Here is a 16256-nt window from a genome sequence, read left to right on the forward strand (position 1 = left end):
CGCCTTCCGGCCCCGATTACGTTCGGACACCAATGTCCCCTCTCCGCTGTGGAATGCCGCCTTCGTCTGCGGCGCTCAAGATGGCCTTAAGCCGCGGCGAAGCTAACAAACAACTAAGAGAGTGTCCATTTATGCGGTCTATTTTGACTTTTTGGTCACCATGTGTCTCATGGGTTGAATTTCTCTGCGAGCCAGAAATAGCCGCTTGAACTGCGCATATAGCTTGTGTGAGCTGCGCCATCCGGCAGCGCGCATTGAGGCATGCCTCACTAAAAGACCGTGATTAAGGACACTAATCCGTAGATTTAGACAGTCGTCCGGTGAATAGCAGGTGGTCATCCTCGACTTTGGCGCGCCTTATCAGCGCTGAATCCAGCAGGTAGTTGTCGTACAGGCGCCAGGGGCGGTGCGAGCCGGCACGCGGCAGGTGACCCAGCGCTCGCTGCACATATCCGGAAACCTGCTTCACCAGCGGACGGTCCTGCACGTGCGCCCCAGGCTCGCGAGGGACGACGGTGTCGAAGCCCTGAGCGTCCATGTAGTTGAGCACCCGACAGACCGACTCCGATACCAAGTCCGCTTTCAAGGTCCAGGACGCGTTGCTGTATCCGACTGTGAATGCCATGTTCGGCACACCGCTGAGCATCATGCCCTGGTAGGCAACCGTGTCGCGTGGACTGATCGGCACGCCGTTGCGGCGGATCTCGGCGCCGCCGAACAACCGCAGATTCAGCCCGGTAGCGGTGACGATCATCTCGGCGGGCAGTTCGTCACCGGAACGCAGTCGGATCCCGGACCGGGTGAACGCCTCGATCTCGTCGGTGACCACATCAGCGGCGCCCGCGCTGATCGCGGCGAAGAAGTCCCCATCCGGGGCCAGGCACAACCGCTGGTCCCACGGCTGATAGCTCGGGCCGAAGTGCTTGGCGACATCGAACCCCTCGGGCAGGCGCCGCCGGGCCATCGCCATCAATGCCTTGCGCATGAAGTTCGGGAAGCGGCGGCTCACCTGGTAGACACCGACTTGGCCCACGATGTAACCCCACCGGTTGGCCGCGGCAGCGGCCCGAGCCGGCAGCAGCCGGTTCAACCGGCGCGCCACCGGATCGACGGAACGCAGCAGGCCGATGTAACCCGGGGATCGCTGAACCATGGTGACGTGGCCCGCCCCAGACTCAACCAGCGCTGGAACCAGTGTCACGGCGGTGGCCCCGGAACCGATCACCGCGATCTTCTTGCCGACGTAGTCCAAGTCCTCCGGCCAGTGCTGCGGGTGGATGATCGGCCCGGCGAAGTCCTCGGCCCCCGGGAATTCGGGCGTATAGGCCTCGTCGTAGTCGTAGTAGCCGCTGCAGGCGATCAGGAAGCCGCAGCTGAGCTCCGTGGTCGCGCCGTTCCGCTCGATGGTCAGCCGCCACCTTGCGTCGGCGTCGCTCCAGTCGGCGGCCACCAGTCGATGGCCGTAGCGGATGCGCTCGTCGATGCCGTGCTCACTGACGGTTTCCCGGAGGTAGTCCTTGATCGTTGCGCCGTCGGCGATGGTGGTGTCCGCCGTCCACGGATTGAATCGGAAGGCGAAGGTGAACATGTCTGAGTCGGAGCGGATCCCCGGATAGCGGAACAGGTCCCAGGTGCCGCCAAGATCGGCGCGGCGTTCCAGGATGGCGTAGCTCTTCGACGGGCAGTGCCGCTGCAGATGCCACGCCGCGCTGATCCCGGAGATGCCAGCGCCGACGACCACGATGTCGAGGTGTTCGGGCACGGGCGATTAGCGTAGCCAACCGGCCGACACAATCTCTCGACATGATGTTGATTTTCTCAACACCGTGTAAACTGCCTACTGTGCCCCAGCCTGTCCCGACGCGTACCCGCAGCCGACGCTCGACGCGGCCGTCCGGCGACGATCGCGAGCAGGCCATTCTGGCTACCGCCGAGAGGCTGCTCGAGCAGCGTCCGCTCACCGAGATCTCCGTGGACGACCTGGCCAAAGGCGCCGGCATCTCGCGGCCTACGTTCTACTTCTACTTCAAGTCCAAGGACGCGGTGCTGCTCTCGCTGCTGGAGCCGCTGATCGCGGCCGTCGACTCGGAGTTCGTCGGGGCGGTGCAGCGGTTGCCCACCGACCCGCGCCGGGTCTGGCGCAGCGGTATCAAAGCATTCTTCATCGCGTTCAGCTCGCATCGCGCGATCGCGAAAGCCGGCACCGAGGCACTGGCTACCAGCCCGGAGTTCCGAGCGATGTGGAACGGCTTCATGCAGCGGTGGATCGAGCAGACCGCCGCCTTGATCAGCGCCGAACGCGAGCGCGGCGCGGCACCCCACACCATCGACGCCCTGGACCTGGCGACTTCACTGAATCAGATGAACGAGCGCACCATGATGGCGGCGCTGGTCGCCGAGGAACCGTCGATCCCCCACGACCGGGTGGTCGACACCCTGGCACACGTCTGGGTCAGCAGCATCTACAGCGAAGCGTCCTGACGTCTGGGGCCGCACCAACACCGGCGGTTCAGAATTCCTCGATGCCGAATCCGGCCAGCAGCACCGCGAATCCGCCCACCTCACCAATGATGAGCAACACCATGGCGGCGTGCAGGCGCCAGCTGGAGTGCTCGAACTGGTTGGTGGTGTCGCGCAGCGCGCCGTGCAGCATGTAGCTGCCGATCGCGGTGACGAAGAAATAGACCATCACCATCGCCGCGGTCATATTCACCCAGGTGGGCCAGCCGCTGAGCTGGACAAACACCGCGACCAGCATGGTGGCGAAGGAGTACATCAGCGCCGCCCGGTGCGCGATGTCGACGTAGACGTGGGCCTTGTGGTCCTTTGAGGTGGCGATCTGTTGGTACTTCCACACCCCCAACAACAGGGCAAGCAGGAAGATCAGCCCCGCCGCGAGCAGGGTCACCTTGGTGTCGATGCCCAGAGTGATGTGCACCGGGTGAGCTTACTGCCCACCACCGGGGATCTTGGCGTCTATGCGCGGGAGCAACCACCGTGCCGATGGTGCCGCTAGCCTCGGCTGGATGCGCTTCGCGTTCAAAACCTCACCGCAGAACACCACCTGGGCTGACATGCTGGCCGTCTGGCAAGCCGCAGACGGTATCGACGTCTACGAGTCCGGTTGGACGTTCGACCACTTCTACCCGATCTTCTCCGACCCGGCGGGGCCGTGCCTGGAGGGCTGGACCACTCTGACGGCGCTGGCCCAGGCCACCACCCGGCTGCGAGTGGGCACGTTGGTCACCGGAATCCACTACCGTCATCCCGCCGTGTTGGCCAACATGGTCGCAGCCCTCGACATCATCTCCGGTGGGCGCTTGGAGTTGGGCATCGGCGCCGGCTGGAACGAGGAGGAGTCCGGCGCCTACGGGATCGAGTTGGGCAGCGTCCGGGAACGCTTCGATCGATTCGAGGAGGCCTGCCAGGTTCTCATCGGCCTGTTGAGCGCGGAGACCACCACCTTTTCCGGTACCTACTACCAGCTCACCGAGGCACGCAACGAACCCAAGGGCCCGCAGCGCCCACACCCGCCTATCTGCATCGGCGGCAGCGGCGAGAAACGCACGCTGAAGATCACGGCGAAATACGCCCAGCATTGGAACTTCGTCGGGGGAACTCCGGCCGAGTTCGCCCGCAAACGCGACGTGCTGGCGGGCCACTGCGCCGACATCGGCCGCGACGCAGGCGAGATCACGCTCTCGGCGCACCTACGGCTGCAGCCCGATCTCGACTACCGCAGCGTGATCGACGACGCCGCGGCCCTGGGCTCCGAGGGCCTGGATCTGGCGATCGTCTACCTGCCGGCACCCCATGACCCGGCGGTACTGGAACCGTTGGCTGAAGCGATCCGGGATTCCGGCCTCCTGGTCCCGATCACGGCTTGACAACCCTCAGCAAACAATCTGGGGCGCCCGTCCGCGGGGCCCACCAGAGCTATGTCGCGAAGCGCAGTAGTTCGTCGGCGGTGATCAAGCGCTCGTGCTTGGCGGGGAACTCGCGGCTCCTGCGCGGATGTCGCAGCAGTGACCAGGCCATACGGCCCATCCGGTATCGGTATATCGAGTTGATGTACACGGTGCTGACCCCCGCCCCGGCTCGGACCAGATTGGAATAACGCGGACTATGTTAACACGCCGTTAACGCAGATCCCATAGCTAACCATTAGACACCTGGTCGATGGCAAACAAAACCCGACGCGCCGTCATTTGGGGCAAAAGTTAACTAAGTGACTTGTGGGACGAGTGAGGGTCGCCCTGTTCGTCGCTTGCCGAAACTTGTCGGACCCTCCTGCGATGCTGTGGCTATGTCCTCGATCGCACCGTCAGCCAGTGCCGTAGCCGGTCCTGGTGCACGTCTTGAGGTGCTTTTCGAGCAGTTGGCGGAGTTGACCGGTCAGCGCAATGCCCTCGACGGACGCATCGTGGAGATCATCGCCGAAATAGAACACGACGAGTTGTGGGGTTCGACCGGCGCGCGCTCGATCCCGGCGCTGGTGGCCTGGAAGACCGGAGTGTCCCCGGGCAACGCCGCCACCATCGCGGCCGTGGCACACCGGCTTGCCGAATTCCCTCGCTGCGCCCAAGGCCTACGGGAAGGCCGCTTCTCCCTCGACCAGGTCGGGGTGATCGCCGGGCGGGCAGCCGAGGGCTCCGATGAGCACTACGCGCAGCTGGCCGGGGTGGCCACCGTCACCCAACTACGCACCGCGGTCAAACTCGAGCCCCGACCCGAACCCGAACCCCGACCCGAGCCGGCGCGCTCGATCACCAAAACCACCGACAACCACGGCAGCTGCTGGCGAATCACACTCGATCACCTCGACGCCGCCAAATTCGACGCCGCCCTGCAGTCTCACCTCGACGCGTTGATGGCGCAGTGGAAACACGACCACGACGATCCCCGCCGCACAACAGATCAAACGCCCCCGATGCCGACGAATATCGATGCGTTCCTGCGACTGGTCGAGACCAGTTGGGACACCGAGACCGCCCGCCGGCCCCACGGGCAGCACACCACCGTGGTGGCCCACCTCGACGTCAACCAGCAGATCGGCTCCCTACACCTGGGCCCACTGCTCTCAGACGCCGAACGGCAATACCTGACCTGTGATGCCACCTGCGAAGTCTGGTTCAAACGCGACGGCCGCGTCATCGGCGCCGGCCGCGCCACCCGCACCATCAACCGCCGGCTACGGCGCGCCCTGGAGCACCGCGACCGCTGCTGCGTCGTCCCCGGCTGTGGCGCCACCCGCGGCCTGCACGCCCACCACATCCGCCACTGGGAAGACGGCGGCGAAACCGAGTTGATCAACCTGGTGCTGGTCTGCCCCTATCACCACCGCCTGCACCACCGCGGCCTGATCACCATCACCGGACCAGCCAACCGGCTCACCATCACCGACGGCACCGGCCGGCCCCTGCCGGCGGCATCGCTGGCCCGACCACCCCAACAACCCCCACCCACAGTCAAACCCTGCCCCGGACCCACCGGAGAACGCGCCCAATGGTGGTGGTACCAACCATTCCAACCACAAGCACCACCGACACCAAACTAAGTGCGGCTACCTGGGTGCCACTGCCCGCACCGATTCAGCGAATCGGCGCTGCCGTCGACGGGATCGGGGCCGGCAGTGCGGTCTTGCCCATCAGATACCGGTCCACGGCAGCCGCCGCGGCCCGTCCCTCGGCGATCGCCCAGACGATCAGAGACTGTCCACGCCCCATGTCCCCGGCGACGTAGACCCCCGGCACCCCGGTGGCGTACTCCGGGTCGCGGGCGACCGAACCACGTTCGGTGAACTCCACCCCCAGATCGGTCAGCAGCGCTGACCGTTCCGGTCCGACAAAGCCCATCGCGAGCAGCACCAGGTCGGCTTCGAGCTCGAAGTCGGTGCCCTCCACCTTCTCGAAACCGCCGTTGCGGCGGCGCACCTCGTGCGCACGCAACCCGGTCACCCGGCCGTCTCGGCCGATGAACTCCTCGGTGTTGACCGAGAACACCCGGTCCCCGCCCTCCTCGTGCGCGGATGTGACGCGCATGACCAACGGATACGTCGGCCACGGCGTGGACGGGTCACGGATCTCCGGTGGGCGCGGCATGATCTCGAACTGGTGCACGCAGGTTCCGCCCTGGCGGTGCACAGTACCCAGACAGTCGGCGCCGGTGTCGCCACCGCCGATGATGACCACCTTCTTGCCGTGCGCGGTGATCGGCGGCTCGTCCAGGTCACCGGCCTGCACCCGGTTCGCCCACGGCAGGTACTCCATCGCCTGGTGAATGCCGTCGAGTTCCCGGCCCGGGATCGGCAGATCACGCCAGGCCGTGGCGCCGCCGGCCAGCACCACAGCGTCGAAATCAGCCCGCAACTGCTCAGCCGTCAGATCCACGCCGACGTTCACGCCCGTCTTGAACGTCGTGCCCTCGCCGATCATCTGCTCCAGCCGCCGGTCGACGATGCGCTTCTCCATCTTGAATTCCGGTATGCCGTAGCGCAGCAGGCCACCGATGCGGTCGTCACGCTCGAACACCGTCACCGCATGCCCGGCCCGGGTGAGCTGCTGAGCCGCGGCCAGACCGGCCGGCCCAGAACCCACCACCGCGACCGACTTCCCGGTGTGGGCCGAAGGTGGGATCGGTTGCGCCCAACCCTCTTTGAATCCGCGCTCGACGATCTCGTACTCGACCTGCTTGATGGTCACCGGAGGCTGGTTGATGCCCAGCACACAGGCCGGCTCGCACGGCGCCGGGCAGAGCCGCCCGGTGAAGTCCGGGAAGTTGTTCGTGGCGTGCAGCCGGTCGAAAGCCTCCCGCCAGCGCCCGGTGCGAACCAGGTCGTTCCACTCCGGGATCAGATTGCCCAGCGGACATCCGGTGTGGCAGAACGGAATGCCGCAGTCCATACAGCGGCCAGCCTGCTGTCGCAGGGTGTCTTCGGTGAACTCCTGATACACCTCGTTCCAGTCACCGAGGCGCTCGTCAACCGGCCGCCGCTGCGGCAGGATCCGCAGCGGATATTTGATGAAGCCCCTCGGGTCAGCCATGAGCCGCCGCCATAATCGCCTCTTCCGGATCGGTACCGTTCTCTTTCGCCTCTGCGACCGCGGCGAGCACCCGCCGGTAGTCGCGCGGCATCACTTTGACGAAGTCGCGGGCGCGGTTGGACCAGTCGGCCAGGATCTCCCGCGCAGGCACGGAGTCGGTGGCGGCGATGTGTGCCGCCAGTATGTCGCGCAGCCAGCTCACGTCGGCGTCGTCGAAATCCTCGAACCTGTCCAGGTCCACCATCTCGGTGTTCAGCCGGCCCGGCAGTTCTGCGTCCGGGTCGTAGACGTAGGCCACTCCGCCAGACATGCCTGCGGCGAAGTTGCGGCCGGTGCGGCCCAAGACCACCACCTTGCCACCGGTCATGTATTCGCAGCCGTGGTCGCCAACACCCTCGACCACCGCCACCGCACCGGAGTTACGGACCGCGAACCGCTCCCCGACCACTCCGCGCAGGAACACCTCGCCGCTGGTCGCACCGAACAGAATCACGTTGCCGCCGATGATGTTGTCCTCGGCGACGTAGCCGTCAGGCGCATCGAGGGGGGGCCGGATCGCCAGCCGGCCACCGGACAGGCCCTTGCCGACATAGTCGTTGGCGTCGCCGAAGACCCGCAGGGTGATCCCGGACGGCAGGAAAGCCCCGAAGCTGTTGCCCGCCGAACCGGTGAAGGTGATGTCGATGGTGTCGTCGGGCAGGCCACGGGCCCCGTAGGCCTTAGTGACCTCATGGCCGAGCATGGTGCCGACCGTCCGGTTGACGTTGGAGATCGCGCTGGTGAACCGGACCGGCGTGCCGGCGTCGAGCGCTTCGCGGCTCATGGCGATCAGGTGCTGGTCCAGCGCCTTGTCCAGACCGTGGTCCTGAACGGAGGTGCAGTACAGGTCCTGGTTCATGAACGCCGACTCCGGCTCGTGGAGAACCGGTGTGAGGTCGAGCTTGTGGGCCTTCCAGTGCGCACGAGCCAGCGTGGTGTCCAGCGCGCTCACCTGACCGACAGCCTCGTTGATCGTCCGGAATCCCAGTGCCGCAAGATATTCGCGAACCTCCTCGGCGATGAACCAGAAGAAGTTCTCGACAAACTCCGGGCGCCCGGTGAATCGTTCACGCAGCTCGGGGTTCTGGGTGGCCACCCCCACCGGGCAGGTGTCCAGGTGGCAGACCCGCATCATGATGCAGCCCGACACCACCAGCGGCGCGGTGGCGAAGCCGAACTCTTCGGCGCCCAGCAGCGCGGCGATCACCACGTCGCGGCCGGTCTTGAGCTGTCCGTCCACCTGCACCACGATCCGGTCTCGAAGACCGTTGAGCAGCAGTGTCTGCTGGGTTTCGGCGAGCCCCAGCTCCCACGGCGCCCCGGCGTGCTTGAGCGAGGTCAGCGGCGCCGCCCCGGTGCCGCCGTCGTGCCCTGAGATGAGCACGACATCGGCGTGTGCCTTGGACACCCCGGCCGCCACTGTCCCGACGCCGTTCTCGGCGACCAGCTTCACATGGATGCGAGCCTCGGGGTTGGCGTTCTTCAAGTCGTGGATCAGCTGTTTGAGGTCCTCGATGGAGTAGATGTCGTGGTGCGGCGGCGGGGAGATCAACCCGACGCCCGGGGTGGCGTGCCGAACCTCGGCGACCCACGGATACACCTTGTTGCCCGGAAGCTGTCCGCCCTCACCGGGTTTGGCTCCCTGAGCGATCTTGATCTGCAGGTCGGTGCAGTTGACCAGGTACTCGCTCGTCACGCCGAATCGGCCCGAGGCGACCTGCTTGATCGCGCTGCGCCGCCAGGAGCCGTCCGCGTCGGGCAGGAAGCGGCCGGAGTGCTCGCCGCCCTCACCGCAGTTCGACCGGCCGCCGATCCGGTTCATCGCGATCGCCAGGGTCTCGTGGGCCTCGGCGGAGATCGAGCCGTAGCTCATCGCGCCGGTCGCGAACCGCTTGACGATCTCGGTGGCCGGTTCCACCTCCTCGATCGGAATCGGAGGCCGCTCACCGGCTTTGAATCGCAGCAGGCCTCGCAGGGTGGCCAGGCGCTCGCTCTGATCGTCGACGAGCGCGGTGTACTCCTTGAAGACCTCGTACTGGCCGGTGCGGGTGGAGTGCTGCAGCTTGAACACCGTCTCCGGATTGAACAGGTGGTACTCGCCCTCGCGCCGCCATTGGTATTCACCGCCCACCGGCAGCTCCCGGTGAGCGCGTTCCTCCGGGCGGTCCAGGTAGGCCAACCCGTGGCGGGCGGCCACGTCGGCGGCGATGTCGTCGAGCGTGATGCCGCCGATCGGGCAGTACAGCCCGGTGAAATACTCGTCGAGGACGTCCTGGGAGATGCCGATCGGCTGGAACAGTTGCGCGCCGGTGTAGGAGGCCCGCGTCGAAATCCCCATCTTGGACATGACTTTCAGCACGCCCTTGCCGGCGGCCTTCGCGTAGTTGGACAACGCCTTCTCGCGGTCGACACCGTCGATCAGACCCCGGTCGAGCATGTCCTCAACGGACTCGAACGCCATGTACGGGTTGATGGCGGCAGCGCCGAACCCGATCAGTGCCGCCATGTGGTGCACCTCGCGGGCATCACCGGACTCCACCACCAGACCCACCTTGGTGCGGCTGCGTTCGGCGACCAGATGGTGATGAACCGCGGAGGTCGCCAACAGCGACGGGATGGGCGCCAGCGTCTCGTCGGATTCCCGGTCGGAGATCACGATGAAGCTGGCACCCTCGGCGATGGCCTCCGAGGCCCGCGCACACACCTGCTTGAGCGCTGCACGCAACCCGGCGCCGCCCGCAGCGGGCGGATACAGGCACCTGATGACGGCCGTGGACAGACCGTGCGGGCCCCGGGAGCCGATCTGCTGGTCCGGGCTCAGCTTCACCAGCTTCGCCAGCTCGGAGTTGCTCAAGATCGGCTGGGACAGCACGATCTGCCGCCAGGTGGGCTCCTCGGTGTTGAGCAGATCCCCCTCCGGCCCGAGCGCGCCCTGCAGGCTGGTGATCACCTCTTCGCGGATGGCGTCCAACGGCGGGTTGGTGACCTGGGCGAACAGCTGCTGGAAGTAGTCGAAGAGCAGGCGGGGCCGTGAAGAGAGTGCCGCCACCGGCGTGTCGGTACCCATCGACCCGATCGGCTCGGCACCGGTGCGAGCCATCGGCGCGAGGATCAGGTTGAGTTCTTCGTAGGTGTATCCGAACACCTGCTGGCGCAACAGGACCCGGTGGTGCTCCATGTGGGGTGCGTCACCGGCGGGCAGTTCGTCGATTCCGATCAGGGCTTCGTCGATCCACTGCTGGTAGGGACGTTCGGACGCCAACGTCGACTTGATCTCCTCATCGGAGATGATCCGCCCGGCGGCGGTGTCCACCAGGAACATCTTGCCGGGCTGCAGGCGCTGCCGGTGCACCACGGTGGCGGGGTCCAGGTCGAGCACCCCGGCCTCGGATGCCATGACCACCAGCCCGTCGTCGGTGACCCAGATACGTGATGGCCGCAAGCCGTTGCGGTCCAACACCGCGCCCACCACGGTGCCGTCGGTGAAGGTCATCGAGGCCGGACCGTCCCAGGGCTCCATGAGCGAGTCGTGGTACTCGTAGAAGGCGCGGGTCGCGGGGTCCATGCTCTCGTGGCGTTCCCAGGCCTCCGGGATCATCATCAGCACCGCATGCGGCAGACTGCGGCCCCCCAGATGCAGCAGCTCGAGCACCTCGTCGAACCGGGCGGTGTCCGAGGCACCCGGCGTGCAGATCGGGAACAGTTTGTCGGCGGTCCTTTTCGCGCCCCCGAAGCGCTCCGAGCTGTCGGCGCCGAAGACGTCGGTGCGGATCAACGCCTCCCGGGCGCGCATCCAGTTCTCATTGCCGGTCACGGTGTTGATCTCGCCGTTGTGCGCAATGCGCCGGAACGGGTGGGCCAGCGGCCATGACGGGAAGGTGTTGGTGGAGAACCGGGAATGCACCAGGCCCAGCGCGCTCTGCATCCGCTCGTCGGCCAGGTCCAGGTAGAACGCCTTGAGCTGCGGCGTGGTCAACATGCCCTTGTACACCATGGTGCGACCGGAAAGGCTTGGGAAATAGACAGATTCCCGTCCCGGACCGTCTTGCCCGGGACCCTTGCTGCCCAGCTCGTGTTCGGCGCGCTTGCGGACGACGTAGGCCCGGCGCTCCAGAGCCATGCCGGACGCTCCGCCGATGAACAGCTGCCGGAAGGTCGGCATCGCGTCGCGGGCAAGCGCACCCAACGACGAGTCGTCGATCGGTACCTCGCGCCAGCCGAGTACCTGCAGGCCCTCGGCCTCCACGATCTTCTCCAAGCCGACGCACGCCGCCGCCGACTCTTTGGCGGACTGCGGCAGGAAAGCGATCCCGGTGGCGTAGCTTCCTTCGGGCGGCAACTCGAAATCGGTTACCGCACGCAGAAATGCGTCGGGGACCTGAATCAGGATCCCGGCGCCGTCGCCGCTGTTCGGTTCGGCGCCGGCGGCACCGCGGTGCTCCAGGTTGAGCAACGCGGTGATCGCCTTGTCGACGATGTCGCGACTACGCCGGCCGTGGATATCGACCACCATCGCCACCCCGCATGCGTCATGTTCGAACGCGGGGTTATAGAGCCCTACCCGGCTGGGTGCCATCGCCATCTGACCCTTCACACTTCCCTGTCCATTCGCCTGGCTATAGATAGACAAGCGATCAAGAGGATTGGTCCGTGCGACATTGAACGGGCGGGCCTGTGGAGAAAATCTCGACAGGCAACGCCACGATATACCCCGATCTGCACAGCGTGCTACCAGGCACCCGGTGAGGCCCGTGTTACACCGGCGTAATAACCGGATGATGTTCGGGAAATGTGGACTGCCTATCGTCTGGCTGACCTCGCGCAAAGGAGATCCGCCATGTCCGTCGATATTTTCAAGCTCGTCGCCGATGAGAAGGTTGAGTATGTCGACATTCGGTTCTGCGACCTGCCTGGGGTTATGCAGCACTTCTCGATCCCGGCCGACGCACTGGACGCGAGTGTGTTCGAAGACGGGCTGGCGTTCGACGGTTCCTCCATCCGCGGCTTTCAGTCCATCCACGAATCCGACATGCTGCTGCTGCCCGACCCGGAGACCGCCTGCATCGACCCGTTCCGGGCTGCTAAGACGCTTAACCTGAACTTCTTCGTGCACGACCCGTTCACCCGCGAGCCCTACTCGCGTGACCCGCGCAACATCGCCCGCAAGGCGGAGAACTACCTCACCAGTACCGGTATCGCCGACACGGCCTACTTCGGTGCGGAGGCCGAGTTCTACATCTTCGACTCGGTGAGCTTCGATTCGCAGATCAACGGCTCTTTCCACCAATTGGATTCCGCCTCGGGGTGGTGGAACACCGGTCGGCCCACCGAAGCGGACGGCAGCCCCAACCTCGGTTACAAGGTTCGTCCCAAGGGCGGCTATTTCCCGGTGGCACCCAACGACCAGTACGTCGACCTGCGCGACGCCATGACCACCAACCTGATCAAGGCCGGCTTCACCGTCGAGCGCGGTCACCATGAGGTCGGCAGCGGCGGACAGACCGAGATCAACTACAAGTTCAACACCCTGCTGCACGCCGCCGACGACCTGATGCTGTTCAAATACATCATCAAGAACACCGCCTGGCAGGCCGGCAAGACCGTCACCTTCATGCCCAAACCGCTCTTCGGAGACAACGGTTCGGGCATGCACGTACACCAATCGGTGTGGCAGGACGGCGAACCGCTGTTCTACGACGAGGTCGGCTACGCCGGACTGTCCGACACCGCCCGGCACTACATCGGCGGCATCCTCCACCACGCCCCATCGCTGCTGGCGTTCACCAACCCGACCATCAACTCCTACAAGCGACTGGTCCCGGGTTATGAGGCACCGATCAACCTGGTCTACAGCCAGCGCAACCGCTCCGCGTGTGTACGCATCCCGATCACCGGCACCAACCCGAAGGCCAAGCGCCTGGAGTTCCGCTGCCCGGACTCCTCGGGCAACCCGTATCTGGCGTTCGCGGCCATGCTGATGGCCGGGATCGACGGCATGAAGAACAAGATCGAGCCGGCCGCCCCGGTCGACAAGGATCTGTATGACCTGCCGGCCGACGAGGCCGCCGCCATCGCGCAGGCCCCGACCAGCCTGTCCCAGGTGATCGACAACCTGGAGGCCGACCACGAGTACCTCACCGAAGGCGGGGTGTTCACCCCCGACCTGATCGACACCTGGATCAGCTACAAGCGCGACCAGGAGATCACGCCGGTCAACCTGCGCCCACACCCCTACGAGTTCGCGCTCTACTACGACTGCTGACCGGGGCCGGTACGCCGATCTTCGGCCGGTCTTGGCCGGTCTGAGCAGCTGTGGGCACCTCCGCGATTAAGCTGCAGTGTTGTTGGGCCACCTGGCCGCGCCGCTGCCGTATGCCTCGAGGAGCCTATGAACGCAGACGACAACTTCCTGCGGGGCAACTTCGCGCAGGGCCGGGTGCCGCCACCGCAGAATCCACCGCCCTGGGCGCCGCCCCCGCAGCAACCGCCGCGGCCCGCACCGCCCACCGCCGCCATGCCCTCCCCGCCCTACCCGCCGCCCGGTCCGGCGTTGCGGCTGCAACCGACGCGCGGCTGGCGGCGCGTTCTGCTGTCCGCGACGCTGGGGCTGGTCAACCTGGGTCCGTCGCCGGCCGAGCGTGAAGAAGTCGCCTACCAGGCGGCCATCCGGTCCATGCCGAACGGCAGCTACAAGGTCGGGGTACTCGGCAAGGGCGGCGTCGGCAAGACCACCGTGGCGGCCAGCGTGGGTTCGGTGTTCGCCGCGCTGCGCCGGGCCGACCACGTGGTGGCCGTCGACGCCGACACCGCGTTCGGCCGACTCGGTAGCCGTATCGACCCGCACGCCACCAGCTCATATTGGGATCTGGCGGCCGAGCAGGGCATGCAGTCTTTCACCGACATCACCAGCCGCGTGGGCGCCAACGCGGCGGGACTGTACGTGCTGGTGGGTGAGCCGGCCGTGGGACGGCGCCGGATCCTCGACGCGGCGCTGTACCGGGAGGCCGCGCTGCGCCTGGATCGGCACTTCACCATCTCGATCATCGACTGCGGTTCGACGATGGACTCGCCGGTGACCCAGGAGGCCCTGCGCGACCTCGACGCGCTGATCGTGGTCTCGTCGCCGTGGGCGGACGGGGCCGGTGCGGCCGCCAAGACCATGGAGTGGCTGGCCGACCGCGGCCAGGGCGGCCTGCTGCAGCGCACCGTGGTGGTGCTCAACGACTCCGACGGTCACGCCGACAAACGCACCCGCTCCGCGCTCACCTCGCAGTTCCTGCAGCACGGCCAGGCGGTGGTCGAGGTGCCGTTCGACCCGCACCTACGGCCCGGCGGTGTCATCGACGTGCTGAACGGGATGTCCCCCGGCACCCGCCGCCGATTCCTCCAGGTCGCCGCGATCATCGCGCGCTACTTCTCGGCCCGCCCCAGCGGCCGGGAGGCCAAGACCGGCCCGAGTCAGAGCACGTAGCGCACGACACTCTCGGCGACGCACGCCGGCTTGGCGCTGCCGTCGATGGACACCGTGGTCGAGAAGGTCACCTGGTGGGCGCCGCCGCCGACATCGGCCACCTCGACGACGGACGTTTCGGCCCGGATCTTGGAGCCGACCGGCACCGGGGCCGGGAAGCGCACCTTGTTCAGCCCGTAGTTGATCGCCAGCTTGACCCCATCGAGGCGGTAGATCTGCTGCATCAGCTGCGGCAGCATGGCCAACGTCATGTACCCGTGGGCGATCGTGGTCCCGAACGGTCCGTCGGCAGCGCGCTCGGGGTCGACATGAATCCACTGATGGTCACCGGTCGCGTCGGCGAACAGATTGACGGCATCCTGGGTGATGGTCACCCAGTCGCTGCTGCCGATCACCCCGCCCTGGCATGCGGCAAGTTCGTCGATCGATCGATAAGTACGCACGTGTTCTGACTCCTTCGCTAATCCGTTGCCACCGCGCCGCTTTGGCACAATCGGCCGATTTCGTCGGTGCTCATTCCCAGCCGATCGGCCAGCACCTGTTGAGTGTGCGCGCCCAGTGCCGGGGCCGCGACCGCGGGTGGGTGGGCGCCGTCGATCGACGCCGGCAGCCCGGCCGCCAGATACTCTCCCACCCGGGGCTGATGCAGTGTCGCGAACATCGGGTTGTCGCGCAGACGCTCGTCGGCGGCCACCTCGGCGAAGCTGCGGTAGCGGTCCCACAGCAGCGACGTTCCCGCCAGGGCGGCTTCGACCTGCGCCGCCGGCCGCTCGGTGAACCAGCCGCTGAACAGCCCGGAGAGCAGATCGCGGTGACGGTAACGCTGCCCCTCGTCGGAGAAATCGATATCGCGTGCCTGAGCCAGTGCGGCAAGGACTTTCGTCGAACCGGTCAACTCAGCCAGATCGCGGAAATGCCGGTCGGTCAGCGTGACGACCATGAACGACACCCCGTCAGCGCTGGTGAAACTCTGCCCGTAGGTGCCGTAGACCACGTTGCCGCTCCGCTCCCGCTCGGCGCCGTTCACCATGGCCTCGGTGAGGAAACCCAGCGCGCTGGCGGTGCCCAGCGCGACATCCTCCAAAGCCAGCCGGATGCGGCACCCCTGGCCGGTCTGGTCCCGGCGGCGCAGCGCAGCGGTGACGTCCAGCGCGGCATGCAGCCCGCACGCGATGTCCCACGCCGGCAGCACGTGGTTGATCGGAGCGCTGTAGTCGGCCGGACCGGTCACCAACGGAAAACCGACACCGGCGTTGATCGTGTAGTCCACCGCGGTAGAGCCGTCGGCGCGCCCGAGCACCTCGAGGTGGATCAGATCGGGACGATCTGCCACCAGCGTCTCGAAGGAAAGCCATTGTCGGCCCGCCATATTCGTCAACAAGACGCCGCTGTCGGCGATCAGGCGCTGGACCACCCGCTGCCCCTCGGGGGAACGCAGGTCGGCGACCACCGAACGCTTGCCCTTGTTGAGACCTGTCCAGTAGATGGAGGTGCCGTCATCGGTGACCGGCCAGCGACGGTAGTCGGCCGCGCCACCGACCGGATCGATCCGCACCACGTCAGCGCCCAGCTGCGCGAGCGTCATCCCGGCGAGCGGTACCGCGACAAAACTGGCGATCTCGATAACGCGCACCCCGGCCAGCGGAGCCCCAGCAGCCCCCAAGGGCCCAGCAGTCGCCCGCATGACCTGCCCCTCCGTCGAT

Annotated in this window: 11 protein-coding genes; 5 read left to right on the forward strand and 6 right to left on the reverse strand. The window is 66.3% G+C overall.

Annotated elements, in window-relative coordinates; translation table 11 throughout:
- Positions 1 to 292 precede the first annotated feature (292 nt).
- Positions 293 to 1762: a flavin-containing monooxygenase gene (locus AWC16_RS12715; protein ID WP_085265115.1), complete on the reverse strand. Its 1470-nt coding sequence runs from the start codon at positions 1760 to 1762 to the stop codon at positions 293 to 295.
- Positions 1763 to 1833: 71 nt separating this feature from the next.
- Between AWC16_RS12715 and AWC16_RS12720 the strand changes: the two genes are divergently transcribed.
- On the forward strand, positions 1834 to 2481 hold the full coding sequence (locus AWC16_RS12720) for a TetR/AcrR family transcriptional regulator (protein WP_085265198.1): 648 nt from the start codon (positions 1834 to 1836) through the stop codon (positions 2479 to 2481).
- A 28-nt stretch (positions 2482 to 2509) separates the two neighbouring features.
- Here AWC16_RS12720 and AWC16_RS12725 read toward each other — a convergent pair whose 3' ends face one another.
- Complete coding sequence (locus AWC16_RS12725) at positions 2510 to 2932, reverse strand: hypothetical protein (protein ID WP_085265199.1); 423 nt, start codon at positions 2930 to 2932, stop codon at positions 2510 to 2512.
- 94 nt (positions 2933 to 3026) lie between these two features.
- On the opposite strand from AWC16_RS12725, the gene AWC16_RS12730 reads away from it, so the two are divergent.
- Positions 3027 to 3887 (forward strand): LLM class F420-dependent oxidoreductase, encoded by an 861-nt coding sequence (locus AWC16_RS12730; protein ID WP_085265116.1) that lies wholly within the window; start codon positions 3027 to 3029, stop codon positions 3885 to 3887.
- 419 nt (positions 3888 to 4306) lie between these two features.
- Positions 4307 to 5557: an HNH endonuclease signature motif containing protein gene (locus tag AWC16_RS12735; RefSeq protein ID WP_085265117.1), complete on the forward strand. Its 1251-nt coding sequence runs from the start codon at positions 4307 to 4309 to the stop codon at positions 5555 to 5557.
- A gap of 34 nt (positions 5558 to 5591) precedes the next feature.
- Here AWC16_RS12735 and AWC16_RS12740 read toward each other — a convergent pair whose 3' ends face one another.
- Together AWC16_RS12740 and gltB are read right to left on the reverse strand one after the other, a co-directional pair.
- A complete protein-coding gene (locus AWC16_RS12740) occupies positions 5592 to 7043 on the reverse strand; it encodes a glutamate synthase subunit beta (RefSeq protein WP_085265118.1) in 1452 nt (483 codons plus the stop codon).
- Positions 7036 to 11658, reverse strand: a complete 4623-nt coding sequence (gltB, locus tag AWC16_RS12745) for a glutamate synthase large subunit (RefSeq protein WP_085265200.1) — start codon at positions 11656 to 11658, stop codon at positions 7036 to 7038. Before gltB ends, AWC16_RS12740 begins: the two co-directional genes overlap by 8 nt.
- Before the next feature lie 261 nt (positions 11659 to 11919).
- On the opposite strand from gltB, the gene glnA reads away from it, so the two are divergent.
- Together glnA and AWC16_RS12755 are read left to right on the forward strand one after the other, a co-directional pair.
- Positions 11920 to 13344, forward strand: a complete 1425-nt coding sequence (glnA, locus tag AWC16_RS12750; protein ID WP_085265119.1) for a type I glutamate--ammonia ligase — start codon at positions 11920 to 11922, stop codon at positions 13342 to 13344.
- A 126-nt stretch (positions 13345 to 13470) separates the two neighbouring features.
- Complete coding sequence (locus AWC16_RS12755) at positions 13471 to 14553, forward strand: MinD/ParA family ATP-binding protein (RefSeq protein WP_207572314.1); 1083 nt, start codon at positions 13471 to 13473, stop codon at positions 14551 to 14553.
- Here AWC16_RS12755 and AWC16_RS12760 read toward each other — a convergent pair.
- Together AWC16_RS12760 and AWC16_RS12765 are read right to left on the reverse strand one after the other, a co-directional pair.
- Positions 14541 to 14996, reverse strand: coding sequence for a MaoC family dehydratase (locus AWC16_RS12760; protein WP_085265120.1), 456 nt, complete (start codon positions 14994 to 14996; stop codon positions 14541 to 14543). The genes AWC16_RS12755 and AWC16_RS12760 overlap by 13 nt on opposite strands.
- A 17-nt stretch (positions 14997 to 15013) precedes the next feature.
- Positions 15014 to 16237, reverse strand: coding sequence for a CoA transferase (locus AWC16_RS12765; protein ID WP_085265121.1), 1224 nt, complete (start codon positions 16235 to 16237; stop codon positions 15014 to 15016).
- Between the last annotated feature and the right edge of the window lie 19 nt (positions 16238 to 16256).

Source organism: Mycolicibacter longobardus (genome assembly GCF_002102265.1).
In the GTDB taxonomy this organism is placed as follows: domain Bacteria; phylum Actinomycetota; class Actinomycetes; order Mycobacteriales; family Mycobacteriaceae; genus Mycobacterium; species Mycobacterium longobardum.